Source organism: Methanopyrus kandleri AV19 (assembly GCF_000007185.1).
Classification (GTDB): domain Archaea; phylum JAADCQ01; class Methanopyri; order Methanopyrales; family Methanopyraceae; genus Methanopyrus; species Methanopyrus kandleri.
Genome location: NC_003551.1, coordinates 1,482,898 through 1,506,295, shown reverse-complemented (window position 1 = coordinate 1,506,295; position 23,398 = coordinate 1,482,898). Strand labels below are relative to the sequence as shown.

Sequence of the window (23,398 nt, the reverse complement as noted above, 5' to 3'; positions counted from 1 at the left end):
GTTGGGACTCCGGATAGGTTGGGGGATAACGGGAGCCGCGCACCTCCTGGTGGAGACGTTCAAGATCATGAAAGAAATCTCCCGGGAGCACCGGATCAGTGCGTTCCTCTCGGAGGCGGGTGAGGAAGTCGTTCGGATGTTCGGGTTGTGGGACGACCTGCGGGAGATCTGCCCGGGCGGCTTCTACCGCGAGGTGTTCACGCAGTCAGAGGAGGGTGCCAGCTGCCCGATCATCGGTAGGTTCGCGCTCGGAAAGTACGATCTACTGATAGTATCACCGGCTACCGCCAACACGGTGGCCAAGATCGCACACGGTATCGCGGACACCCTGGTGACGAACGCTGTGGCGCAGGCTGGTAAAGGGGACGTCCCCGTCTGGGTGGTCCCGTGCGACTACGAGGAGGGGAAGATCCGCACGATCACACCGTATATGGTGCTCAGGGAGCGATGCGAGGGATGCGGAATCTGCGTGGACGCGTGTCCGAGGAGCGCCATCGACATGGTGGACGGTAAAGCGTTCATCCGGCTGCTGCGGTGTGTGGGGTGTGGGAAGTGTGCCGAGGCTTGTCCTGAGGATGCCATTCACGGAGGTCTAGAGTACGAGATGAGGGTGAGATCCGTCGACGCGGAAAACGTGAGGAAACTGGAGCGGATCGAAGGTATCGAGGTCTTACGACACCCCGAGGAGATCCCGGAGCGACTCGGGGAACTCGCGGGTGAGGGTACTACTCCTGACAGGTAGGCTGGCCGCCGATGACGTCAGGAAGGCGGCGGAGGATTTCGAGTGGGCCGAGGTCAAGGTACTGCCCATCGACGTGGCCGCGCTGATGACCACGCGCTTCGTCATCGAGCAGCTGCGCGGAGAGGACCTCACGCGGTACGACTACATCCTGCTACCGGGTTGGTTCCGTGGCGACGTCAGGAAGCTGGACGAAGCCTTGGACGCGGACTTCAGGCTGAGCTCCCGGGAAGCCCGTGACCTTCCCCTGGTCCTCCGCAAGATGGAGGAAGGATTCGTCCCCTCCAAGGACGTGCCGGCCTGCGTGCTGCTCCGTGACGAGATCCTACGGGAGCTGGGACGGAAGGTTCGGGATGTCGAGCGGGATATTCCCGAACGGAGTTGGATCGATGTGGGGCCCGTAAGGATCGCACGAGGGTGTAGACCGCGAGTTCTGTCCGAGGTGTTCGCTGATGACCTTTCCCCGGAGGAGGCAGCGTCTGAAGCGGAGAGAAGGGCGGAGCTGGGTGCCGAAATAGTCGACCTGGGATTCCACGAGCGGTCTCCCGAGGACGTCCGCCAGATCGTGGAGACGGTTCGGGATCGCGTGGGAGATCGCGTCGCGGTGAGCATCGACTCGGGTGACCCGGGCATTCTCGAGGCGGGTGTCGAGGCGGGCGCGGACATCCTTCTCAACGCGTTCCCGGATTTAAAAGAGCCCGTGGACCTGGCGGATGAGTACGACGTGCCGGTGGTTTTAGTCCCCGAGAACAAGAAACCCGAGATCGCCGTCCGACAGCTCCGAGAGCTGGTCGATCTGTGCGAACGTCGCGACGTCGACTACGTCCTGGACCCAGTGATGGATCCACCGGGAGGTATCGTGGAATCGATAGTGCGATATCGCGCCGTGGCCGAGGAGTTCCCTGAGGCGCCACTCTTCTTCGGTGCGGGAAACGTGCTCGAGCTCATAGATGCCGATTCTCCCGGAACTTCGGCCCTCTGCGCGCAGCTCGCGGTCGAACTGGAGTGCTCTATAATCTTCACTCCGGAGGCCAGCGGGAAGACCAAGATGAGCACGCTCGAGCTCGCGGTGGCGTCCAGGATGTGTTACGTGGCCCACAAATTCGGCGGTTTCCCCAAGGACGTCGGGTTGGACCTCGTCGTGTTCAAAGACAAACGTGTCGATAGTGTCAGCGCGTCGGGTCTCGACGCCGAGCGCTTCGCCTCGAAGCCACAACGAGACGTGCGCGGAGACTTCGTGATCCTGACGGACCATGACCGTGGCGTCCTGATCTTAGAGCATAGATGCGGCGATGACGAACCGTTACGCTTAGAATCCGACGACGGCTTGGAACTGGGGGCGGCGGCGGTGTCCCTGGGACTGCTGTCCGACCTCCGTCACGCCCTGTACTTAGGGTACGAGCTGGCACGTGCGGAAGAGCGGCTGAAGTCTTACGGTCAATACATCCAGGATGACGGGATAGAGCGCTACGATCGCCTGTTACACGATTTAAAGATCCTGGAGGAGGTCGAGGAACGTTGAGGGTCGTGGCGACGCCGTACTACGCCAGATTACTGGAGCGTCTGAGCCTCGACGTCGACGTGGTCGATCCCAATCCCGAGGTCCTTCGAAGGACCAAGGCGGATATCCTGGTGGTCTCTTGGGATCTACTCGATCCGGGGGTGGAATACCGGGCCGAGCACGTGGTCCCCGGATCGGTAGCCTCCTTCTCCGAGGCGCTGAAGACCGGACTTAGGGTCGGGGTACTGTCCGGATCCGGCGTGAAGGACCTCGTGCGGTTCACCGTCTCGGTTCTGAAGGTGTGGTCGGAGTTCGCTCCCCTGAAGGGCACCGTGTGCTCCGAGAAACGGTTCGTGAAAGAACTGTGTTGGGACCTCGGGGTGAAGGTCTCGGAACGCGGGACACCCGTGAAACCTGACTACGAGGGAGGGGGATTACCTTCACACGGGTTCGAGGATCCTCTTGAGGCGTTGAAGACTCGAGCCAGGTACCTCGCTAACTTTTTCCACGGAACTCGCTGAGGAGGAACTCCCAGAACGCCTCCGTGGCGCTGGCGTGGAGCGGTTTGTCCGACTTGAGGGCGTAGAAGAACCTACGGGGTCTATCCTCGAGGCGGGCGATCCGGATCAGACCGGCGGATTCGGCACGCTTGGCGGCCCGCTCCGAGATGATGCTGATACCAGCGCCCTGAGATACCGAGGTGATTACGGCCTCGGTGCTACCCACCTCCTCCACGATCTTGAAATCCTCGAACCCTAGCCCGTGACTCTTGAGGTACTTCTCTACCTCCCTCCTGGTTCCGGAACCGGACTCACGGTTGACGTAGGGTTCGCCCACGATATCGTCGATACTGACCTCCATGGCATCGGCGAGCTCGTGATCCGGCGGGAGGATTACGACGAGTTCCTCGGAGGCTATCGGTACGACCTCGACGCTCTTCCTGGTCACGAACGCGTCGGTTCCCACTATCGCTACGTCGGCATCGCCGCTGAGCACGTGCTCGGTCGCCTCGCGTGAGTCACACACGCGGATTATCACGTCGACCTTCGGGTACTCAGAGCGGAACTCTTTGACACTGCCGGGAAGTAGGTATCCGCCGGGTACCGTACTGGTCGAGACGCGGACCTTGCCCGAAGGTTCCTTGGATACAGCGGCGATCTTGTCCTTGGCGCGTTCTACGGCGTCCAGGACTGTCTCGATCGCTTCGAGGGCTATTTCGCCCTCTTCGGTCAGTTCGACACCTTCCGGTGTTCGGACGAAGAGACGTGCGTCGAAGAACCGCTCTAGTGAGGCGATTTGATTACTGACGGTCCCTTGAGTTATTCCGAGCGCTTCCGCGGCTTTCGAGAAACTCTTCTGCCTGACGACTTCCCGGAAGGTCCGGAAGTAGCTGAACCTCGGATCGGACAATGTATCACCTACCCATCAGGTTGTATGATGGCGGGTATCCCGACTTTCACTCACCCCCTCGTCTTTATCGCATTAACTGGTCCCGGAGACTAGCTAGGGCGTATCAGCTCACGGATCTGATCCTCCCGGACGGTACGCTCGCAGTACCGACAGCGGTACTCCAGCGGCTTTTTGGACTCCCTAACGAAGACAGTGTCCACAGGTTCCCTTTCGTCGTTCGTGATGCAGTTGGGGTTGGGGCAGCGGAGGAACCCTTCCACCCTCTCGGGTGGTTTGACCTGGAACTTCTCGGCCACGGAATAGTCTCGAACGATGTTGACTGTGGCGTTAGGGGCCACGAGCGCGACCTTGTTCGCCTCCTCCTCGCTCAGGATCTTCCCTTCGATCTTCAGTATGTCCTTGCGACCCATCTTCGAGCTCTCCACGTTTATGGCGACGAGCAGGGTAGTCTCGGTCGGATCGATGTCCAGGATACGCATAATCTGGGGGGCGGTACCCGGCGGCAGGTGGTCGAGGACGGTACCCATTTCGATTCTCTTCACTTTGAGGGCCACGATCACCCGCCCCCGAGGATGAGGTCGAGGAGTGCCATCCGTACGATCACACCGTTACGAACCTGATCGAAGTAGCGGGCCTGCGGTAGTTCGTCCACATCGGGCTCGATCTCATCCACCCTGGGGAGTGGGTGCAGGATTACCAGATCGCTCCGCGCGTGTTCTTCGATGAGTTCCCTCGTCACCTTGTAGCTACCTTTCACGCGCTCGAACTCCTCCGGGTCCGGAAACATCTCGCGCTGAATCCTGGTCACGTAGAGTACGTCCAAGTCGGGTAGGATCTCCTCTAGGTCTCGGTGTTCCTCGACCTCCGCGCCTATCTGCTCGAGCTCTTCCAATATGTGAGAGGGCATCCGGAGTTCCTCCGGTGATATCAGGTGGATTTTCGCGCCGAACAGTGCGAGAGCGTACGCCAGCGAGTGGACGGTTCGTCCGTATTTGAGGTCTCCCAACAGCCCGATTCTGAGTCCTCCGATACGTCCCTTCTCCTTCATGATCGTATAGAGGTCTAGGAACGTCTGCGTCGGGTGTTGGTTGGCGCCGTCGCCCGCGTTGATCACGGGGACGTCGGTAAGTTCCGCGGCGAGCCGGGCGGCACCCTCCTTCGGGTGCCGCAACACGATAACGTCGCAGTAGTGCTCGACGGTGCGGACGGTGTCCGCGAGATTTTCACCCTTAGCCGTCGATGCCGCCTCTTTGCCGCCCAATGAGATCACGTCACCGCCGAGTCGGTGCATGGCACTTTCGAACGAGAGTCGGGTCCTCGTGCTAGGAGAGAAGAAGAGAGTGGCTAGGATCTTGCCGGAAAGTCTGTCGTCTCCGCCGCGTTCGTACACGCGTTCCATCTCTTCCGCGTGACTTAGTAGCTCCTCCAGCTCTTTCCGGGTGAAATCCCGGACGGAGATTACGTCCCTGTTCGCGAAGGACGACACGGAGGCCCTCCAACGCGACGTGTATGGAACCTTAAACGGCTCGCGGTTGAAGAAGTAACGATTGTGCCCCCGGCTGGAGGGCGGGAGGTCATCGGAGGTGATTCTCACCACCTACCTCCCGACGCCGCCGTCGGATGTACCGGGGGCCCGGAGCACCGGCTCATCGGAACACCCGTGACCTCACCGGTCCTTCGGCCGTGCCGCTACAGGTGTGGCGTCGCGCTGGGTAAATGAAGCTGCCGCCCAATTGTTACGAGAACGCTAACGTTAGGCACGAAAAAGGCGGTTGGGGCTAGAGAATACCCATGGAGCCCATGCTCGTGAGCACGTTCAGTGCTACCAGTTTGATGAGGTAGTCCACGTAGTCGCCCGTCAGCAGGTCCTTCAGGACGCCTACCGTGAGCTTCTCGACGGTCTGCTTGACGTCCTCGGTCGTCGTGCCCACCATCTCGGCGATCTCGTCCGCGTACTGGTCGACGATACTGTCGATGATGTTCGATAGCGTGCTCTTCAGTGACTCCAGCATCATATCGTAAGATGTCTTGACGGCCGACACCAGGATCTCGTACATCGGCGACTCGTACGCGGCCTTGCGCGCCATCAACGTGTTCACGTTCACCCCGTCCGGGTACTGCGACATGTACAGACCCACTAGGAACGTCCTGACGTACTGGGTGTGCGGCATCAAGGCGCTTACGATGGTCTCCTTCACTCTGAGGATCTGTTTCCCGGCCAGCGTCTTCAGGAACGTCGGCAGGAACCTCTCGGTCAGGATCTCGAGAGCCGGGTTACCCTGAACCTTCTCCTGGATCGGCTTCAGGAACTCGTCGATTTTCGTGTCCACTACGGCTTCGAGCTCTTCCATGTACGGATCCACGATCGTCGATACCATATCCTCCTGGGTCGGTATCAGCGGCTCCTCACCGCTCACCAGCAGCTGTAGGGCGTCCACCTTCGTCGGCGCGTATATCACCTCTATCTTATCGCCCTCACCGTGCGCGTGTACCTGGGCCAGCTTCACGAACACCTTACCCGGCTCCGCCTTCTCCAGTATCTTGTACCAGTCCATTTGGAGCACTGCCGGCTTCAGGGTGATCTCCTTGATCACCGGCAGGCACAGTAGAACCTCATCCTTCACCTCCGTCGGATCGATCGATGGTGTCATCAGCGGTAGACCCTTATCGTCGTACTCACCTAGAACCTGGACCACAGTCGCGGTGAAGCTGCCGAACCCTGGCGCGGACTTGATCACGGCTTTCTGCTCCTCCTCGTAACGTACGACGTACTTCTTCGTCTCACCTTCGCCGCTCTTAACCTGGAGGTAACCTACGAAGTACTTGCCCTCAGGCACTTCATATCCTAGGGCTCCTACTACGTACTCCTCGTTAGTGATGTTGCCCTCGCGCGCCTCAGCGATCTTGCGGGCGACGTTGGTCACCTGAACCTCCTCGCTGTCGACTTTCACCTTCAGTCCTGACAGTATGTTCTCTACTACCTGCTTACCTTCATCGGTGAACTTCACTCGGACGTCGGAAAGCGGAACTCCCTGCAGGCTGACGACGACCGGCGTCTGGGTTACTTCGAAGTACTTACCCGCAGACGCGGCTCCGGTTAGGGCCAGCATGCAGGTCAGGAGTGTAGCTACGGCTCGCATGTGGTCTCACCCCCTGCACCCGTCGATCCCGCCGTGGGCTTGAGGGTATTATCCCGTTCGTAACCGGTGTGCGGTATCGTTGTGCACAAGAGTCCTAAAGCCGAATCGACTCGCCAACATCGTTACGGTTAACGTAACAATTGGGGGGTGGGGCCGCCCGGATTTGAACCGGGGTCCCGCGGCCTCCGGGCCGCGGCTCCCCAGCCGCGGAGGATAGACCAGGCTACCCCACGGCCCCTTGACGTGGACCGGAGGACTCCCAGAAGATCGTGTTTAAGAATTTAGCGGGGCATTCCGAGCCGGGGTGGCGTGTAGGGGAGGGATTCCTCGAGCAGGTCGACGTGGGACAGGAACATCCTCCTGCAACAGTACCGATCTACGCCTAGCTCGTCCAGTGCCTCCCCGGGTTCCATTCCCTCCTCTTCGATCAACTCCACGTACTTCTCCCATAGGTGGGCGATGGGGCGCCCACAGGTGAAGCACCTGATCGGTATGATCATCCGTGGACACCCGCCTTAACGGTAGCTCTTCTGTCTCCGTGCCCTGGCACCGCGGCCACCGAACTTCTTCGGCTCCTTACGGCGCGGGTCACCTTTCAGCATGTGGCGGTCGTAGGCCATGTAAGCATCCCGTAGGTCCGGGTCACCGGTCCACTCGACGAGGCCTCGGGCAATGGCGATACGGGCAGCCTCGGCTTGGCTCATCCATCCGCCTCCCTGAACCTTCACGTCGATGTCGACCTGACTGACGATGTCCTCACCCGCGATGATGAGTGGCTCCATGATCTTCATCCGGGCCATCTCAGGTTCGATGATGTTCACCGGCCGCTTGTTCACGCGGACCCTACCTTCACCCTCCCGGATGACGGCCCGGGCGATGGCGGTCTTCCTCTTACCTGTGGTCTGGACGACCCTACCCATTTACTGGCCCCCCGGCATCTGGTAACCGAGCTCCTCCGAGAGCTCGCCGAGAGTTACGTACCAGAGGTGTCCCAACCGACTCATGTCAGCCTCGGCAACCCGCTCGGGCTCGATGTTCGCCTCCTCGACCCATCTCGGTGTACCGATATACGCGCGAAGCCGCTTGAAGGCTTCACGCCCGCGCTTGGTCTTCCACGGGAGCATGCCGCGGACTACCCGGCGGAAGATCAGATCGGGTCTCCTCGGGTAAAACGGACCCTTCTTCGGGTCACCTCGCTGGATTTTCTGCAGCCACTCCTCTTTGATGGTGTTCTTCTTGCCGGTGATGATGGCTTTTTCAGTGTTGATGACGGCGATCCTCTCGCCTTTGAGGATCCTCTTCGCCACCACGCTGGCTAGGCGACCGAGCACGGCGTTTTCGGCATCGATAACGGTCCACTCTTCCGGGTCGACAGGTTTCGAGTGGGCGTACTCGACCAAGCTTCCTTTCCCCCTTACTCGATGATCCGAATGTACGATCCCTCTGGGTTCTCCTCGAGTAGCTCACGGATCGTCAGACATTCTCCGCCGGCGGCTTCGATCTTCATCCTGGCGGTCCTACTGAATCTCCATGCGGCCACTCGTAGGGGCTGGGTGATCACTCCGTCACCCAACACCTTACCCGGTACTAGAACGGTCTCTTCCTCCTGGATGACACCTCGGCGGGCTAGTCCGTCGAGCTTTCCGACGTTAACTTCAGCTCGCTGTCTCCTGGGTCTGGACAGGCGTTCCGCCACATCTCGCCAGACTGGCGCGTTGTACTCACATGCCGCCTTCTTCAGGTCACGGATCAGTTTCCTTAGTTCCACGTTAGTGGGTCCGGTGGGCGCCCAAGTCATTCTCCGCTCACCTCCTTCTGCAAGTTCTTCTTCAGAGACTCGAGCTTGTGCTCGATCGCGTCGAGAGCTTTCAAGATCGCGGTGTCGAGCGACATCGAGCCGTCGGTCTCAACGTTGAACACGAAGGCGTCATCACGGAGACGGACACGAACGGCCCCATCGGTCTCGCGCTCGTACTCCTTGTACATCCGACACTCGGGGAGACGATCCTCATCGATATGGACTACTTCGCCGTTCTCGATCCTGATAATACCCTGGGGACACTCGTACGTGATCTTCTTTTCCTTGAGTTTATCCTCGTCGATCTCGAGCTCGGGGAGGCCTTTGTACCCGACTGCGCTCACCGGCTTCCACTTCGCGTGTTCGAGGCCCAGACCGGGTACGGCGATAACTTCGAGCCTGATCCGTTGGTCCTCCCCGACCTCGGTGATAAGCGTATCAGGGAAGGCCGGTTCCACATCAGGATGATCGAACTTCAGATCCCGAGCGTAGACTTTGGTGGGCCCTTCTACTTCGAGCTCCGCCCGTACCTGACACTTCTCGCAACCTTTCCCACCGCAGTCGCACAGGTCGGGCAACTCGAACTGGTCGATGTCGTCGACACGCAGCGGTATCAGTCCCAGTCGATGGGCCAGCATTTCGTCGTACATCGGTGTGTCGTTCTCGTAGATGATGACCTCCTCGATGCGTAAGGTGGGAACGAGTGTGTAAAGGGCGCGGCGGATAGTATTGACGAACTCCGCGGACGTTTCCTCGATGATGAACGTGGCGCGCTCGACGTCGGCTTTCCGGTAGTCGTAGAGACGGACGCGCAAGGGACTCATACCCTGCGTCCTCTCTTACCTCCGGGCCTCCTGGTACCGTCGTGCGGGATCGGCGTGACGTCCTCGATCCGTCCGATCTTCAGGCCTGCACGGGCTAGAGCTCGGATGGCAGCCTGGGCGCCCGGTCCGGGCGTCTTAGGACCGTGACCACCGGGTGCGCGCACCTTCACGTGGACCGCGGTGATACCCTTCTCCATGGCTTCCTCGGCGGCGCGCCTGGCGGCCTTCATGGCGGCGTACGGTGAGCTCTCCTCTCGGTCCGCGTCGACGACCATACCTCCGGACCAGCGGGCGAACGTCTCGGCACCCGTAAGGTCGGTGATCGTGATGATCGTGTTGTTGAAGGAGGCGTAGATGTGGGCGATTCCCCACCGCTCTTTCTTCTCCTTCTTACCCTCCTTCTCGGCCATTCGTCAACCCCCGAATTTTACTCCTCAGCCGCGGTTTCTTCTGGTGACTCACCTCGTGCCTCGCACCTGATCGGGTGGTCCTCATCCTTGAGCGGGGAGTACGGGGAGTAGTCTACTTCCTCTTCCTCCTCGCGAGACACTAAGTAGCTCGGGACGGTAACGATCCGGTCACCTATCGCGATATGACGGTGCACAACGAGCTGCCTGGCCTGCAGCGGGGTCTTGGCGAGGCCCTTTCGGTACACGATCGTCTGAAGACGACGCTCTAAAACGTCCTCTACGGTCAGCCTGAGGATGTCGTCCAGTGTGGCTTCCTCGGGCTTCTTGTCCAAGATACCCAGATCGTACAGCTTACGGAAGAGGGCTTCCCGCTCACGCTGCGCTTCGGGGTCCGTCCTCGCCATGAGCTCTTTGGCTCTCTCACGCCACCGCTTGAGCTGCGTCTGGTGGCGCCATAGCTCCTTCTTACGCCGCAGTCCGTACTTGCGCATCAGCTTCCGCTCGTACTCCAGTCGCTCGGCTTCCCACGGATGTCTGGGAGTCTCGTACTTCTTACGGGGCCTCTTGGGGTCACCCATCCTGTTTTACCCCCTACTGCTTCTTCTTCACACCCACGGTCCTACCGCGGCGGAACGAGGACTTCGTACGCTGACCGCGGACCGGGAGTCCCAGCTCGTGGCGTATACCACGGTAGGCGCGGATCTTCTTCAACCGATCGATGTCTTGCTTCACCGTCATCTCGAGTTCCGCGCCGACCAAGTGCATATCTTCGCCCGTTTCGTAGTCCTTCTGGCGGTTGTACATCCAGGAGGGGATGTTGGACTCTCCTTCCGATAGCTTCTTGATCTCCTCCTCGATGCGCTCGATCTCCTCGTCGGAGAGCTCTCCGAGCTTCTTCTCCTCGTCGAGGCCTAGCTCCCGGCAGATCGCGTAGGCCATCCGGATCCCGATACCTTTGATTCCGGTGAGCGCGTACGGGACCTTTTTATGCCCGTCAAGGTCGACATCGGCTATCCGGACGATTGGTTTCACCTCGTCGTCCGCCACGAGAACACCCCCGGACGCCGGATTCGATAGTCTTAAAAAAGTCGCGGAGGCGTCGGGTAAACCCCGTCATCCCCATCCTCCCGTCGGCCGACCCCTAACTCCTCATCCGCCACTCCTTCTCCAGCCACTCCAGAAACAGTACCATCCTTCGCCTTCTCTCCTCCGCCAATCGGCGGGCCGTTTCAGTGTGCATCAACTCCGGTAATCGGAGTAGCTTTTCGTGGAAGTGCTCCACACCGGATTCCAGCGATGTCCCCCGCTCTCCGACCGCGCAGAAACATCGGGCTATCCCCATGGCTCCCAGGGCGTCGAGGTTGTCCGCGTCCTGAAGTATCTTGGCTTCTAAAGTCTGCGGCTCGGGTCCCGTGGAGAAGCGATGAGCTCGGATCGCGTGTGTTACCTCCCCTAGCTTGTCCGAGGGAAATCCCACGCGGGGGAGGAGATCTTCCGCTATTTCGGCGCTGACCTCCGCGTGGTCTTCACCCGATCGCTCCTCCGCCGGCCTTCCAATATCGTGTAACCAGGCGGCCGCGCGGAGTATCTCCGGATCTCCTCCTTCCTTGCGCCTGATGAACTCGCAGAGCCCCACTACGCGCTTCACGTGTTCGAAGTCGTGGGAAGGTGAAACCTCGGACATCTCCGTCCGGACGAATTCGATCACCTCTCGTTCCCAAGGAAATTTCGGGTTGACCTTCACAGCTCGACTACCACCGTACCGCCCGGGCCGGGGTTGATCACCCGGGTGTTACCGAGCTCGTCCTCGCCCGCCGCCTCGTGGATGTGCGCGCAGATGTGAAGCTTGGGCTGGAACTCCTCCACGATCTTTCGGATCGCCTCACTGCCCACGTGGTCACCGGCCTCGACCTTGTCCACCGCCGTATCCTTCGGGGGTGCGTGCGTCAGAAGTATCACCGGCTCATCGGTCGAGTTCATGAGTTCCCTGAGCCTCGACTCGATGACGTCTTCCTCGAACTCCAGCGGCGTATCGAACGGCGTCGGGTTGGACCCACCCATCCCGACCACGTCGTAGCGACCGATGTGTTTGACCTTCAGGTGTACCGAGACCCCGCTGGTATCGAGGACTCTGACGACTTCCGGAGTGTCGCAGTTACCGGGCACGGCCATGATCTCCTGGCCGTGCTCCTTCAGCACATCCACGATCTCCTCAGCTACCTGTGCGGGATCCTCCAAGTTGAAGTCGGACACGTCTCCCGCTACGAAAATAACGTCGGCATCCTCGTCGGCGGCCTTTTCCGCGACCTGCTCCGCCTTCTCCACGTCCCCGTGGAAGTCAGCCGTCGCGATACCGATCACGAGCGCATCACCCCGGTCGTGCGATCAGCGGGACCGTCCGTCGATCTTTACTTATTCATTGCTCTTGCGTTTCTCGAGCATCTTCTTCCAAGATTCCGGCAGCTCTCTGAGTTCCTTGAGCGCCGTCCCGACGCGGTCCCTGTCCCCGAATACCTCCACTACGTCTACCTCCTTCATCTCGACTATCACTCCCGCGAACTCACACACGTCCTGAAGCCTCTCGACTTCGATAGGTTCCGGGAGCCTCACACGGGCGAACCCGTCACCGGCCCTGGGAACCGGTCGATTGGGCATCGGCTCGAACTTAGAGCGGGCGGTGTCCTCCCGGAACCTCGCGGCCAGCTCCTTCACGCGCTTCGGCCACTCCACCAACTTATCCAGTAGATCCGGATGGGACTCACAGATCCTGGCGAGCGCCCGCTGAGCCCTATCCAGGTACTTGTGGGCCTTCCCCAGAGTCCTGGCGGATGTGTGAGGGTCGAACTCGTAATGATGGAGGATTACTCGCGCCGTCCGCAAGTTCTCGAGGACTTCTCCCGGCACCTCTTCTCCCCGTGCTCGAAGCTCGCTCACTACCTCGTTCAGGGCGACCCATTGGGCCTTCAGCGGTTCAGCACTCTCCTCACCGACGCCTTCGAATCCCGTGATAGCTCCGCCCCCATATCCTCCCTTAACAGGCGTTCGACGTCCTCTTCGGATTCTACCTCCTCGAGAAACACTATGTAGTAACTGCTCGTGCCCTCCACGTTGAATATCATCAGTTCAGGGTCCCTGTTCAAGTCCACACCGGCCAAGTGTGCCTTTAACCGTGCGAAGTCCTTCAGTTCTTCGTCGAGCTCCGAGTAACGGGCCGAACCCAGGTACTTCGCCACGAACACGCGGGGTATCCCCCGGAAGGGTCGGCCTACGAAGACTTAAGAGAGAAACGGTCGGCGACGGCCGTTGTCGTCATCCCTCAGTCGGCGTCCAGGCCCTCTCCTCATCACCGGGGGATAGACGCTTGATCCTGACTCCGGTAATCGCGGTGACCGGGGTCCTGTTAGGGCTCCTCTACGCCCCGATCTCCGTGGTGATAGCGTTCCTGGTAGAAACAGTCCTGACGTCGGGCCTAAGCGGCCCTTATCGGCTGGTTATAGCGGCCGTGGTCGTAGCCCCGATAGTTGAAGAACTATCCAAAGGACTCGGGTTCCTCGTAGTTCCGCGGGTGTTGGCCGGCGCTCTCCGATTGGCATCGAGGTTTCCCGTAATCGGACCGACCGTAGGGACGGCCGCGAAGGTCGTACGAGAGTGTGGTAGGCGCCCGGTGGGAACCGTTACGGTCGCGGCTACTACCGCCTTAGGGTTCGGATCCATGGAGAACGTGTTCTACGCGCTGGTAGGGTTGAAATTCGGGCTTCTAGGCCCGATAATCGTGGGGTTCGTCCGAACGTTTACGTCACTACCCATTCACGTGATCGCGACGTCTTCCTTCGGACTGTTGTACGGGTCATTGAGGCGACGATGGCTCGGGTTCGCCGTAGGGTACTCGACGGCGATCTCGATCCACGCGGCGTTTAACTTCGCCGCAGTGTACGCCAGGTACAAGGCAACGCATGGGTTGATCGGCACTTAAAGGATTCGTCATCGCGTCGTGTACTCGGTCCGCCCATCACTCGTCATCTCGGTTCTCGGGGGTAGGGGTTTGCGAGTCTTCATAGGGGTTACGGGAGCCAGTGGGCAGATTTATGCCAGAAGGCTCATCGAAGTGCTGCATGAAGAGGGGGTGGACGTAGAGATTTCAGTCACTAGATCCGCGGAATACGTCATGGAGCAGGAGGGGGTTGACCTCCCCGAGAACGTGCGGAGGTACGACCCTAAGGACCTCACAGCACCGCCGGCTAGCGGCACGTATCGGATCGACGCGTACATCGTGTGCCCATGCACGTTGCACACCCTTTCGAGTGTGGCCGTCGGAGTAGCCGGAGATCTGATCAAGCGCGCCGCGGTAGTCGCTCTGAAGGAAGGTCGTCCGTTGGTGTTCGTAGTCCGGGAAACACCGTGGCCCAGGTCCGCCTTACAGGCCGCGTTGAAGTTGAGGGAGGAGGGTGCCGTGATACTGCCGGCATGTCCGGCTTTTTACCACGGTCCGACGACTATCGAAGACCTGGTAGATTACGTCGTTCAGAAGGTACTGGACACGATCGGAGTGGAAGTAGATCTCGTTCGGTATCAGCCCCGGGGTATGAACTTCCGGTAAGGGTCCTCTCGAAGCAGTTTCCGTAGTTCTTCTACGCTCAATCCCGTGATTTTGTCTCCGAAGAAATCGCACCTCCCGAGGTCTACACGCCCCTTACGTTCCAGCTCCGGACTGCTGACGGTGACGCCGATCTCGGCCTTCTCGCCGCCCGGTGTCCTAACTTTGATGTTGACGTAGTGTTCCGGAATGTCCAGGGGTTTCCCACCGCGCTCCGTGATCACCACTTCCTCCACGTCCAATACCTCGATCCCGGCCTCCTTCAAGCGCTCGATGACTTCCTCGGGGTCCGTCGTCCCCAGAACCGCGATATCGATGTCACTTTCCCGTTTGATGTTCCCGCGCCACACGCTTCCGATCAGCCGCGGCTCCAGGTCCTCGATGGCCTCCATCACTTTGAGCGCCTCCTCCCTTAGCCTCTTCAACCGGTGCAGCTTCTCTTCGCCTTCTAGCTCGTCCCCGATGCGGTCGAGTTCGATTGCGACCTCACGGTTGGACGGCATCACATCGACACCTAGGCGCCTGGCGGCCAGTCTCTTCGCGTCGATATACTCGTCGACGGCACCCTCGTAGAGGAGTCTGGCCGCCTCTCGCGCCACTCTCTTCCTCACCCATTCGAGCTCCCTACGGTTCAGCCTCTTCTGTATCAAGGCCAGCGTTCTACCCCTGAGCGTCGGATGAACCGCACCAGCTCACGTACGCGGTCCACGTCCACCGGGTTCTCGGTGATCCCGTTCTTCTTGAAGTATGTCCCCACTATGAAACCCGCCGCCCCGGCTCGGAGGAAAACGTGAGCGTTTTCCGGAGTCACGCCACTACCCACCAGAACTCGATCGACGACCCTGGCAACCTTGCGCACCTCTTCAGGCCGCGGAGGGGACCCGGTGGCGGAGCCCGTGACGATCACAGCGTCGGCTAGTCCTCGCTCCACAGCGTCCCGTGCGACCTCTTCGACGGGTCTGTCGTCCAGAGGTCGTCCGTGCTTCACTCTGATATCAGCGTATACCTCGACGTCCACTCCTAGGCGGTCGATCTCGCGCCAGACCATGTGCGCAACGGGCTGGAGGACGCCCTGATCTGTAGCGACGGCCTCCACGTACGCATTAACGCGGATAAAGGAGGCGCCGGTCGCAGCGCACACGTCGACGGCCGCTACACCGTCATTGCGTAGCACGTTCACGCCGACGGGGACGCTCACGGTATCGACGACTTCAGCCACCGCCCTGGTCATGCAGGCCACGGTGATCTTGGGCACGTCATCGGGGTAGTAAGGGGTGTCCCCGAAGTTCTCAACTAGAACTGCGTCGACACCACCGTCTTCGAGCCGCGCTGCATCCCGGCGGGCTCGCTCAACTACCTCCTCGATAGACTTGGCCCGCGGAGACCCTGGCAGCGGCGGTAAGTGCACCACACCTACAACCTCCAACGGCAACGCCCCCGGTGAACCGCCTGTACGGTTCACGCGCGTCACAGCGGGTACACGGCACGCTGAACCCCCGCGGTTTCTCGGTCCGTCGGAGGCTCACCGTTGAAAGGAGGGCTATCGTATCGAACTGGGCTCCTGGCGAGTGACGGGGGTCCGAAGGAGAAGCGGATCGATGTTCGAGCGGCTGTCCCGAATACGCCGTCGGACGTTTCCCCGTGGGTGCGATGAGTAGGAGACGACCTTGAGGTTAAGACGTTACGGTTCCACGTATCCAACGATAAGTTGGTGTCTTCAGATCGAATCCTACCTACTGTGCGCATTCTGTATGATCGCTTATTATCGAACTCGGTATCGTTCAGAGATGTGCGTTCAACGTCCTTCTCGATCTTCGCTCCCTTCGGCCTCCAGGTACGAGTCCACCAGCGCCGTCACGACGGAGGGTACGACGTGTTCCGTCGCGAACGTCACTCCCGGACACAGGTCTACGACGAAGTCACACGCTCTCAGCACTCCCCTAGGTAATCCCACCCGCGATCCCGCCAGCACGACCACCTCGTCCGCCTCCCGGAGTGCTTCGCCCAGTGTCTTCCGGATCTCCGTGTACGGATCGCCCTTCGGATCCGTCCCTATGATCAGGGCGTCCCGCTTCAGCCGTATCAGCTGGTAGAGGTCGTAGAGTAGCAGCTCCGTCCGCCGGAACTCCCGCCCGTACGACTCGCGTTGTACGTCCATCCTGGACTTCACGCCATCTCGTAGACCCCGTAAGAAGTGCAGCAATTCCACGGCGTTCACCGGTTCGTAAGGGGTGACGATGTACGACTTCAATTCGAACCCCTGAACCGCCCGCCCGATCCTTTCACCCATGGAGTAGGCGGCCCGTGGATCCCCGAGATACGGTATCTGTGCTAACTCGAGTTTGGCGAGCAGTGGATCGGCTTCGGGTTTTCCTGGAGGTAGCTTCTTCCACTCCTCCTCGCCGGGTAAGACCGCTAGGTACGCCCGGTCTCTGAGTATCTCGACCCACACTATCTTGTCGGGATCGTCGAGGTCCACGGAGGCACCGGTGGCCTTCCGGACGGCGTCGCCGGCCTCAACGTTCACGTCGACGCTGGTGAAATCGTGTTCGCCCCTTCGGATCGTCCTAACCGCGAAGGTCTCGTCCTCCGAAATTTTGGTCTCCGCCAGTTCGGCCGCGGTTTCGGCGATCTCCTTCGGATCCGCGCGGCACTCGGCTTCCACCGGTATGGCCCGCTCTACCTCCGGGATCTTCTCGAGTTCATCCTTGGTAACATGTCCCGTAACGATCACTAGACCGAGGTAACCGAAGGGCCGTGGCTTGGCCTCGGCCCCGGTTTCCTCCTCGATCATCGCTGCCGCTACATCCTCCAGGTTTCGTTGCGTTTTCACTAGGAACATCCGTCGCACGCGCCCGAAGACCGTTGCGGAGGGAGGCTCAGTAGCTGGCCAGCTCCGGGGTGGCCCGGTCCCCCACCGCTTCGTATGGCGGTAGGCCGTTCGGCTCCTCTAGGACCTCCGTCTTCCTGATCTCGGCTTGCCGGATCGGGTAGATCTTACGACCCGCCTCCTTGATCTGCTCCGGGATGCTCTCCTCTTCGCTGATCGACAGGCACCTGCGGATGAACTCGTCGAAGTCGCACTCCTTCGCGTTCTCTTCGATCACCTTGAACATCTCCTTCCTGATGGCCCGCTGCTGGGATGTCTTGGCCCGTCGCGTCGTGAACGCCAGACCCGCGACGCGTACCTTGTATCCGTCCTTGGTGACGACGTCGATGACACCGTCGATCCTGCTCGTTCCACGCCTCACCAGGCTGCGGACGTAGTCGCGCATCAGTCGGTGTCCTTCGAACTTGGAGTACGCTGTCGTCCCCTCGACGTCGTAGATGCGGAAGAACACCTTGATGTGGTGCTTGGTGATGTCGTCCAGTACGTCACCTAATGTGGTCTCGAGCACCCGGCCTATCACCTTCTCCGGGTCGTCGGCGGGCGTCTCGCCCACTTCCACATTGTCGAACATATCCGGCGCGAGGATCGTGTACCATACCTTATCCTTCCACTTGTCCCTGACCAAGCTCGCAAGCCCCCCGGCCCGCCGGAAGGCGCCGTTGAAAAAAGGATCGGGATCGGACTACTCCGGCCAGGTTAGCGTCTTCGGTACCTCGGGTAGCCCACCGAACTTCTCGTCGATTCTCTCGAGGATAGGCTCCGGCCACTCCTCGGGTTCGAACCCGTGTTGAGCCAGTAACCCAACCACCCATCGGGTGACACCCAGACCCGCACAGCCCGTGAACAGGGTCCTTCCCGACTTCTCCTTCACGTTGAAGCCATCGACGAAGTGTTCGCCGTGCACGTTGAACGAGCCCACCGAGATCCAGGCTTCTTCCGACGACCGTTCTCCCTTGAACGGTAAGTAGACTTCGAACTCGTACGACGGTACGTCCGGGAGCTCGATGTCCCGATCCTCCAGCAGCCGACCCTCTAGGTAGAAGGGATCGTCCGATACGACTACCTTCCACTCGAGCTCCAGCTCTTCCGCGACCCGCTTGGTAGCTTCCAGTAACTCCTCTCGGATCCTCTCCGCCTCCTCCGGCTCGGCGATCCACACGTGCTCGATCCGCTGGAACTCGTTCACGCGTTCCAGACCCTTCGCGGCACCACCCTCCCACCGGTACGTCCAGCCACTGCAGTCGTAGAGCTTGATCGGGAGTCGCTCGGGGTCCACCACCTCGTCCCGCAGCAGCTCGTAGAACGGCTCACACTGGGCCGGTGCCAGAACGTACCCGGGATCGCGGAGCTTCTCCTTCAACGATCCGAGGGTCCTCTCGTTGAGTTCTCCCCACACGTAGAGCTCTCGCTTGAAATCATCGAACAGCTCCGGGTCGCGCTTCGGGGGACACACGTAGTACATACCGTCGGGTAGACCGTGGAGGTAACGCATCCGGAACATAGTCTCCAACGGAATTAGCTTCGGGAACAGGGCGGGCTCGAAGCCCAACTTACGCGTCACACGCTCCAGAAGGAAGTCACGGAGGACTTCGAACAGGGCGGCCATCGGAGGGGTGTAAATCCACTGTCCGCGGCCGGGGAACTCCTTCACCCAACCCCGTCGACGCGCCTCTTCGGTGACGTCCCCATCGAACCGGATCTCTCGCGGACCGCTCTCGTCCACCACGGTACCGGGTTCGACCTTGGTGACGCGCTCCACTAGCTCCGACCTCTCCTCGACGGCCCAAGCTACGAGCCGTATCACCCGATCGATGACGTGCCGGCGGAGCATCTCCTCGTCGACGTCTTGGAACGTCAGCCGTACGGTCCCGTCCTCCACCACCACGTCGTCGGCTACGGGTACGTACCCGACGTCGTCACGCGTGACCTCACGGTCGAACCGGAGCACAACCTCGTACCGCGGGATCTTCAGGTCGCGGACGCCGACCCGGTGCTTCCTCCCGAGACGTTCGGCGAGCCGCTTACGGACCCTCATAGCGGCCTCGTGGGGACGCAGGTACCTCGTTCCGGTAATCTCCATCTCGATGGTGTCCTCGAGTACCCGATAACTCTCGATCTTGGCCCCCTCCTTCCCCGTGGGGACACCTCGCTGGAGGAGATCCTCGTTAGCCTCTTTGACGAACTCCTCAACCGTAGGCTCGATCTCGGCGGGGTCGACTTCACGCGAGAGAGTGAGCTCGACTTCAGCCGAGAACTTCAGCTCCACTCAAGCTGCCCCCTTCCCGGTCGGTCTCGGTGGTCCGGTTTTAGTTCATCCGGCCTCTCCGAGGACGAAGCGTCCGAGTCCCGCCGTGTTGAACTTCCCCACTCCGTAGACCTCGGCGAAGGCCAGCACCTCACCGACGCGGTCTGGGGGCTCGGGAGGGAGCTCGTATACGAAGGTTCCCACGATCGTGCGGAACACGTGCCTCCCCAGTCGGGCCGACCTGCGCTCGAGGGTCTCGAACCTGTAATCCATTCGGATTGTTTCGGCCCGCTCGGCCCACTCGATGATGTTTCTGGCCTGGCGTCGGGTCAACCCCTCGAGACCGAACCTTCGGTGTAGCATGGTGAACTTCCTGGCCGCGTTCCGGACTATCATGTGAAACTTGGGGACCCTAGGTTTCCCGTCGTGGACGATGTAAGTAGGTGTCGTGAAGGTGACCACCAGGTACCTCCCCACCGGCTCGCGAGCGTCAAGCTTCTCCGGTTTCACGCATCGGTACGCGGATTCATCCCACACGGGCTCCCCTGTCTCGGCGTGTTCGACGCGTCGCAGCACGAACCTGGCCGATCCTAGACGCAACTCACCGTCCACCAGTGCGAGGATGATCTCATAGTCCCTGTCGACAGCGTCTCCGAAGAGGTTCAGACGGAAGCTCACGATGTCTCCCACATCGACCATCCTCTCGTCGGTGAGCGGTGGGACCTGGGTCACGGCCGGGATCGGGTGGTTACCGTATAGGAACCTCCTGACGAACCCTGGGAATCTTTCCTTGAGCCGCCGTAGAAGCATCCCGCGGACGGCGAACCCTTTGAACCTAGGCAGGGCGCCGGGCTCGACGCACTCGAGCTCGAACCGGAGCGGTTTGTATCTCACCGCCTTTACCCACCTTTACCGGCCAGTACTCGTACTTCCGACGGTCCTGGAAGAGACGAACGCATACAGGGCGGGGTCGGCACGGGTCACACCTTGCTCGATGACGAAACCCTCCTCCGGTCCGTTTCAGGTAGGCGCGTACGAGTCTCCTGGTAAGAGCGTCGACATTCTGCGAGCTCAGGCCAGAGTACTTCAGCCGGCTCGACCGTGCTGTCCCAGCCGTTAATTACGGGCCCATAACTCTGAGCTCGTGAGCCCGGATTTCCGTGGGTATCCTGAAGATGGTAACCCACCGTCGTCTACGGGCCAGTTCCAACCCCCATAGCGTGGGCTCGACGAGCTGCCTACTCTATCCTTGAGAATCGGCCGATCTGGAAGGACGAGCGGCCCACGGGACGGGCGCCTCGTCTACACGGTATCGTTGCTTGACGATAGCCTTCTCCGGGATCTCATCGGGCGGTATCGAGAGGCCGTGTTCGTGGACGAGGATCCCCGTCCAAGCGATCATGGCCCCGTTGTCTCCGGCCAGTTCCGGGGGCACCGTGTACGCCTCCGCACCGCGGTCCTCCGCCATTTCGTGCATCATCTCGGAGAGACGACGGTTCGCGGCCACCCCTCCCGTGAGCAGGATCTCATCCCGGCCCAGCTGGGCCGCGGCACGCTCCGTTATCTCCACCAGCATTGCGAAGGCTGTCTCCTGAAGTCCTGCACACACGTCCTCGAGCCTGTCTCCCTGCTCGTATCTCCGCAGTGCCGCCGTCAGAAGGCCTGAGAACGACACGTCGGTGCCACGTACAGTGTAAGGGAGTTCCACGGGCTCACCTTCCTCGGCGAGGCGTTCTATCTCGGGCCCACCGGGATGTGGGAGTCCGACCTTACGGGCGAAAGTGTCCAGCATGTTACCCACGGGGAGATCCAGGGTTTCCCCGAACACCCGGTATCGTCCGGCTTTGAGGGCCAGCACCTGGGTGTTCCCTCCGGACACGTAGAGTGTTACCGGCTCGTCGAAATCGAACCCGTCCTGGCGTGCCGCTAACTTCCCTATCTCCACGTGGGCCACGCAGTGGTTGACCGGTGCCAGGGGGACCTCGAGCGTCAGTGCCAGGGTTCGGGCCGCGGTGGCGCCGACACGTAGGCAGGGTCCCAGTCCAGGCCCTTGCGAGTAAGCCACTAAGTCGATGTCTTCGGGCTCCACTCCCGCGTTCTTCAACGCGCGTTCGAGGAGCTCCGGCAGTTCTCTGGAGTGATGTTCAGCCGCCTCTCTGGGTAGTATCCCCGAGCCCGGAGGGGGGATGTACTGAGCCTTCACGTTGACCAGTATCTCCCCGTCGTCCGTCACGACACCCACGCCGAGTTTCTCGGCCGTAGACTCTATACCCACACAGATCATCGTCGACATTACGGCACCCCGCCTGCGGGGAAAGGCGCGATGACGGATCTTAACTTGTCCCTGTTCCGCCGGGACTGTAGGTTCGTACTGGAGGAGCTGGGCTGCGTCGTGGAGGAGGTAGACAGCGACTACCAGCTGGACTTCGTAGTCCGTTCGGACGATTTCTGCTTCGCGCTGGTATGCGTCGGAGGTCTCAGCGATCTAGCTTCGATATCGGCCTTGGGGGAGTGGGAAGAGGGACTGGCCGAGATCGCACGTGACGCGGAGGCATTGGGTTTAGGGGCTCTGGTGGTCTTTCCCCGCGAACCGAGGGAAGAAGTGGTATCCGTATCGGCGTTCTGTGAGCACTACGGTCTCGGGTTAGCCGTGACCGAGTGGGAGACGCTGCCCCTGGAGGTCATTGAGGACCCATTCAGGCTGGACTACGGCTCGGCGACCGAGGTGTTTCTCGAGGCGAAGCTCGGAAGGATTCCGGAGTGGCCGGACACCGAGCCACTGGAGGACCTCCTGGTGGGAGACCGCCCGGTGACTCCGGGTGACGTGGTGCAAGTCGTCAAGCGTGAGGTGAGTCTCGACTGGCGGGACCTCGTGATGAGACTCCGATGGGCAGGGTACTCCGGTGAGGGACTTTCCGAAGCCCTATACTCGGCGCTAATGAGCGACGAGGTGGAGATGACGGAAGATGGTGAGCTAATGCACGTGCCCGAGCGCCTGTCCGAGGTACTCGGTGCCTTGCTGGTGTGGTTGCAGAATCGGGGCAGAGTACCAGAGGATGAGGTCTACGAGTTCTTGTTCGCACAGTTCGGCGTCCCGTACGACGTTACGTACGTTGCCCTCAAAAAGCTCGAAGAACGTGGGGAGATCGAGGTCAAAAGGGGCCTTGTGGTGGCGAAGGTTTAGATGTACCGGACCCTGGACTTGAGGTCCTCCAAGGCCCGGAGCACCGTGTCGGTGGCTTCTTCCCTCTCTTCCCTGTAGCCTCGTAGGAAGGCTCTCCACGCCTCCTCCTTAACCTCGGGGTGGGAGCTCTCGAGACACCGTTCGAACACGCGCAGGTCGACGGCGTGGTCTTCGGGGTCGTCGGAGTCCTCGCTCAGTCCCAAGTCGATGATGTAGAGGTCGTCACCGGACACGAGGATGTTCGATGTGGTCAAATCGTAGTGGACGAATCCGTGCTCGTGCATCCGCCCGACGAGCTTACCCAACTTCCGGTAATGGTCCGGATCGAAGGAACTCTCGGTGGCCTGCTTGAGGGTTCTCCCGGGAATGTACTCGGTGATCAGCAGGCTAAGATCCAAGTCGACCTCGTACAGGGTAGGAGTCGGCACACCCATCTCGGGTAATCTGATCAGTGCTCGGGCTTCTCGTCGAGTCCTGAGGCGACGGAGGCGCTCGTCCAAGGACGGGTGACGGTAGGGTTTGGGAAGACGGATCTTGTAGACGGCGAGGAGCCCGAGCCAGTCGTGTCGAACCAGGAGCGACTCGGCGCCGAGGGCGATGACGTCACCGGCTTCCACTACGTCGCGCAGTCGGTCGGGAACTCGCGAGTGCAAGATACCTCAC

30 protein-coding genes and 1 tRNA gene are annotated in these 23,398 nt (G+C 60.6%); 6 read left to right on the top strand and 25 right to left on the bottom strand.

The annotated features are described in order from the left end of the window. The first annotated feature begins 1 nt into the window (after position 1). From MK_RS07930 to MK_RS07920, 3 genes are read left to right on the top strand one after another with little or no spacing between them, the layout of a single operon-like run. The gene (locus tag MK_RS07930; RefSeq protein WP_011019852.1) at positions 2-742 is read left to right on the top strand and encodes a dihydromethanopterin reductase (acceptor); all 741 of its coding nucleotides are present in this window, start codon (positions 2-4) and stop codon (positions 740-742) included. Further along, positions 717-2,261 (top strand): dihydropteroate synthase-like protein, encoded by a 1,545-nt coding sequence (locus MK_RS07925; RefSeq protein WP_011019851.1) that lies wholly within the window; start codon positions 717-719, stop codon positions 2,259-2,261. Before MK_RS07930 ends, MK_RS07925 begins: the two co-directional genes overlap by 26 nt. Next, positions 2,258-2,761, top strand: coding sequence for a hypothetical protein (locus MK_RS07920; protein WP_148679823.1), 504 nt, complete (start codon positions 2,258-2,260; stop codon positions 2,759-2,761). The genes MK_RS07925 and MK_RS07920 overlap by 4 nt, the downstream gene beginning before the upstream one ends. Here MK_RS07920 and MK_RS07915 read toward each other — a convergent pair. The 17 genes from MK_RS07915 to MK_RS07835 form a co-directional block, all read right to left on the bottom strand. After that, positions 2,736-3,650 carry a selenium metabolism-associated LysR family transcriptional regulator gene (locus MK_RS07915; RefSeq protein ID WP_011019850.1) on the bottom strand — a complete coding sequence of 305 codons (915 nt, stop codon included), beginning with the start codon at positions 3,648-3,650 and terminating at the stop codon, positions 2,736-2,738. The two genes, MK_RS07920 and MK_RS07915, sit on opposite strands and share 26 nt — an antisense overlap. 89 nt (positions 3,651-3,739) lie before the next feature. Continuing rightward, positions 3,740-4,207, bottom strand: a complete 468-nt coding sequence (gene pyrI / locus MK_RS07910; RefSeq protein ID WP_148679978.1) for an aspartate carbamoyltransferase regulatory subunit — start codon at positions 4,205-4,207, stop codon at positions 3,740-3,742. Then, on the bottom strand, positions 4,207-5,136 hold the full coding sequence (pyrB, locus tag MK_RS07905) for an aspartate carbamoyltransferase (protein ID WP_011019848.1): 930 nt from the start codon (positions 5,134-5,136) through the stop codon (positions 4,207-4,209). The genes pyrI and pyrB overlap by 1 nt, the downstream gene beginning before the upstream one ends. Positions 5,137-5,428: 292 nt before the next feature. After that, the gene (locus tag MK_RS07900) at positions 5,429-6,790 is read right to left on the bottom strand and encodes a hypothetical protein (protein WP_011019847.1); all 1,362 of its coding nucleotides are present in this window, start codon (positions 6,788-6,790) and stop codon (positions 5,429-5,431) included. A gap of 148 nt (positions 6,791-6,938) precedes the next feature. Further along, a tRNA-Pro gene (locus tag MK_RS07895) sits at positions 6,939-7,028 on the bottom strand. Positions 7,029-7,071: 43 nt separating this feature from the next. Next, the gene (locus MK_RS07890; protein WP_011019846.1) at positions 7,072-7,290 is read right to left on the bottom strand and encodes a DNA-directed RNA polymerase subunit N; all 219 of its coding nucleotides are present in this window, start codon (positions 7,288-7,290) and stop codon (positions 7,072-7,074) included. A gap of 15 nt (positions 7,291-7,305) precedes the next feature. Next, complete coding sequence (locus MK_RS07885; RefSeq protein ID WP_011019845.1) at positions 7,306-7,710, bottom strand: 30S ribosomal protein S9; 405 nt, start codon at positions 7,708-7,710, stop codon at positions 7,306-7,308. Further along, a complete protein-coding gene (locus MK_RS07880; RefSeq protein WP_011019844.1) occupies positions 7,711-8,190 on the bottom strand; it encodes a 50S ribosomal protein L13 in 480 nt (159 codons plus the stop codon). A 14-nt stretch (positions 8,191-8,204) separates the two neighbouring features. Further along, on the bottom strand, positions 8,205-8,588 hold the full coding sequence (locus MK_RS07875) for a 50S ribosomal protein L18e (RefSeq protein ID WP_011019843.1): 384 nt from the start codon (positions 8,586-8,588) through the stop codon (positions 8,205-8,207). Continuing rightward, positions 8,585-9,403, bottom strand: coding sequence for a DNA-directed RNA polymerase subunit D (locus MK_RS07870; RefSeq protein ID WP_158295995.1), 819 nt, complete (start codon positions 9,401-9,403; stop codon positions 8,585-8,587). The genes MK_RS07875 and MK_RS07870 overlap by 4 nt, the downstream gene beginning before the upstream one ends. A 5-nt stretch (positions 9,404-9,408) precedes the next feature. Further along, a complete protein-coding gene (locus MK_RS07865) occupies positions 9,409-9,822 on the bottom strand; it encodes a 30S ribosomal protein S11 (protein ID WP_011019841.1) in 414 nt (137 codons plus the stop codon). A 17-nt stretch (positions 9,823-9,839) separates the two neighbouring features. Then, positions 9,840-10,400: a 30S ribosomal protein S4 gene (locus MK_RS07860; RefSeq protein WP_011019840.1), complete on the bottom strand. Its 561-nt coding sequence runs from the start codon at positions 10,398-10,400 to the stop codon at positions 9,840-9,842. Between the two features lie 13 nt (positions 10,401-10,413). Next, positions 10,414-10,869: a 30S ribosomal protein S13 gene (locus MK_RS07855; RefSeq protein WP_011019839.1), complete on the bottom strand. Its 456-nt coding sequence runs from the start codon at positions 10,867-10,869 to the stop codon at positions 10,414-10,416. A gap of 94 nt (positions 10,870-10,963) precedes the next feature. Beyond that, entirely contained in the window at positions 10,964-11,566 is a 603-nt protein-coding gene (locus tag MK_RS07850) for an HD domain-containing protein (RefSeq protein WP_011019838.1), read from the bottom strand. Then, entirely contained in the window at positions 11,563-12,183 is a 621-nt protein-coding gene (locus tag MK_RS07845; RefSeq protein WP_011019837.1) for a metallophosphoesterase, read from the bottom strand. Before MK_RS07845 ends, MK_RS07850 begins: the two co-directional genes overlap by 4 nt. A gap of 51 nt (positions 12,184-12,234) precedes the next feature. Beyond that, positions 12,235-12,756 (bottom strand): DUF2096 family protein, encoded by a 522-nt coding sequence (locus tag MK_RS07840; protein ID WP_158295994.1) that lies wholly within the window; start codon positions 12,754-12,756, stop codon positions 12,235-12,237. Between the two features lie 29 nt (positions 12,757-12,785). Then, positions 12,786-13,061, bottom strand: a complete 276-nt coding sequence (locus MK_RS07835; RefSeq protein WP_011019835.1) for a DUF749 domain-containing protein — start codon at positions 13,059-13,061, stop codon at positions 12,786-12,788. A gap of 122 nt (positions 13,062-13,183) precedes the next feature. Between MK_RS07835 and MK_RS07830 the strand changes: the two genes are divergently transcribed. Both MK_RS07830 and MK_RS07825 read left to right on the top strand, forming a co-directional pair. Next, a complete protein-coding gene (locus MK_RS07830) occupies positions 13,184-13,795 on the top strand; it encodes a PrsW family glutamic-type intramembrane protease (RefSeq protein ID WP_011019834.1) in 612 nt (203 codons plus the stop codon). Positions 13,796-13,864: 69 nt separating this feature from the next. Next, positions 13,865-14,419, top strand: a complete 555-nt coding sequence (locus MK_RS07825) for a UbiX family flavin prenyltransferase (protein WP_011019833.1) — start codon at positions 13,865-13,867, stop codon at positions 14,417-14,419. Here MK_RS07825 and MK_RS07820 read toward each other — a convergent pair. The 7 genes from MK_RS07820 to kae1 form a co-directional block, all read right to left on the bottom strand. Further along, on the bottom strand, positions 14,392-15,066 hold the full coding sequence (locus MK_RS07820) for a nucleotidyltransferase domain-containing protein (RefSeq protein WP_148679818.1): 675 nt from the start codon (positions 15,064-15,066) through the stop codon (positions 14,392-14,394). The genes MK_RS07825 and MK_RS07820 overlap by 28 nt on opposite strands. Continuing rightward, positions 15,063-15,842, bottom strand: coding sequence for a BtpA/SgcQ family protein (locus MK_RS07815; RefSeq protein WP_226988638.1), 780 nt, complete (start codon positions 15,840-15,842; stop codon positions 15,063-15,065). The genes MK_RS07820 and MK_RS07815 overlap by 4 nt, the downstream gene beginning before the upstream one ends. Positions 15,843-16,211: 369 nt before the next feature. Beyond that, positions 16,212-17,258, bottom strand: a complete 1,047-nt coding sequence (locus tag MK_RS07810) for an SPOUT family RNA methylase (protein WP_011019830.1) — start codon at positions 17,256-17,258, stop codon at positions 16,212-16,214. 37 nt (positions 17,259-17,295) lie between these two features. Then, positions 17,296-17,931, bottom strand: a complete 636-nt coding sequence (locus MK_RS07805; protein ID WP_011019829.1) for a 30S ribosomal protein S3ae — start codon at positions 17,929-17,931, stop codon at positions 17,296-17,298. A 57-nt stretch (positions 17,932-17,988) separates the two neighbouring features. After that, positions 17,989-19,572 carry a serine--tRNA ligase gene (locus MK_RS07800; protein WP_011019828.1) on the bottom strand — a complete coding sequence of 528 codons (1,584 nt, stop codon included), beginning with the start codon at positions 19,570-19,572 and terminating at the stop codon, positions 17,989-17,991. Between the two features lie 45 nt (positions 19,573-19,617). Beyond that, on the bottom strand, positions 19,618-20,445 hold the full coding sequence (gene cas6 / locus MK_RS07795) for a CRISPR system precrRNA processing endoribonuclease RAMP protein Cas6 (protein WP_011019827.1): 828 nt from the start codon (positions 20,443-20,445) through the stop codon (positions 19,618-19,620). 349 nt (positions 20,446-20,794) lie between these two features. Continuing rightward, on the bottom strand, positions 20,795-21,844 hold the full coding sequence (gene kae1 / locus MK_RS07790; protein WP_226988637.1) for a KEOPS complex N(6)-L-threonylcarbamoyladenine synthase Kae1: 1,050 nt from the start codon (positions 21,842-21,844) through the stop codon (positions 20,795-20,797). Between the two features lie 30 nt (positions 21,845-21,874). Between kae1 and MK_RS07785 the strand changes: the two genes are divergently transcribed. Continuing rightward, positions 21,875-22,735, top strand: a complete 861-nt coding sequence (locus tag MK_RS07785) for a hypothetical protein (RefSeq protein WP_011019825.1) — start codon at positions 21,875-21,877, stop codon at positions 22,733-22,735. On the opposite strand, the gene MK_RS07780 is transcribed toward MK_RS07785, so the two are convergent. Next, on the bottom strand, positions 22,732-23,388 hold the full coding sequence (locus MK_RS07780) for a KEOPS complex kinase/ATPase Bud32 (RefSeq protein WP_158295993.1): 657 nt from the start codon (positions 23,386-23,388) through the stop codon (positions 22,732-22,734). The two genes, MK_RS07785 and MK_RS07780, sit on opposite strands and share 4 nt — an antisense overlap. Between the last annotated feature and the right edge of the window lie 10 nt (positions 23,389-23,398).

What these genes read in the sequence shown, in the direction of transcription:
- MK_RS07900 (WP_011019847.1), bottom strand. Translation starts at nt 6,790, where the DNA reads ATGCGAGCCGTAGCTACACTCCTGACCTGCATGCTGGCCCTAACCGGA.
- MK_RS07890 (WP_011019846.1), bottom strand. Translation starts at nt 7,290, where the DNA reads ATGATCATACCGATCAGGTGCTTCACCTGTGGGCGCCCCATCGCCCAC.
- MK_RS07885 (WP_011019845.1), bottom strand. Translation starts at nt 7,710, where the DNA reads ATGGGTAGGGTCGTCCAGACCACAGGTAAGAGGAAGACCGCCATCGCC.
- MK_RS07875 (WP_011019843.1), bottom strand. Translation starts at nt 8,588, where the DNA reads ATGACTTGGGCGCCCACCGGACCCACTAACGTGGAACTAAGGAAACTG.
- MK_RS07865 (WP_011019841.1), bottom strand. Translation starts at nt 9,822, where the DNA reads ATGGCCGAGAAGGAGGGTAAGAAGGAGAAGAAAGAGCGGTGGGGAATC.
- MK_RS07860 (WP_011019840.1), bottom strand. Translation starts at nt 10,400, where the DNA reads ATGGGTGACCCCAAGAGGCCCCGTAAGAAGTACGAGACTCCCAGACAT.
- MK_RS07810 (WP_011019830.1), bottom strand. Translation starts at nt 17,258, where the DNA reads ATGTTCCTAGTGAAAACGCAACGAAACCTGGAGGATGTAGCGGCAGCG.
- kae1 (WP_226988637.1), bottom strand. Translation starts at nt 21,844, where the DNA reads ATGTCGACGATGATCTGTGTGGGTATAGAGTCTACGGCCGAGAAACTC.
- MK_RS07785 (WP_011019825.1), top strand. Translation starts at nt 21,875, where the DNA reads ATGACGGATCTTAACTTGTCCCTGTTCCGCCGGGACTGTAGGTTCGTA.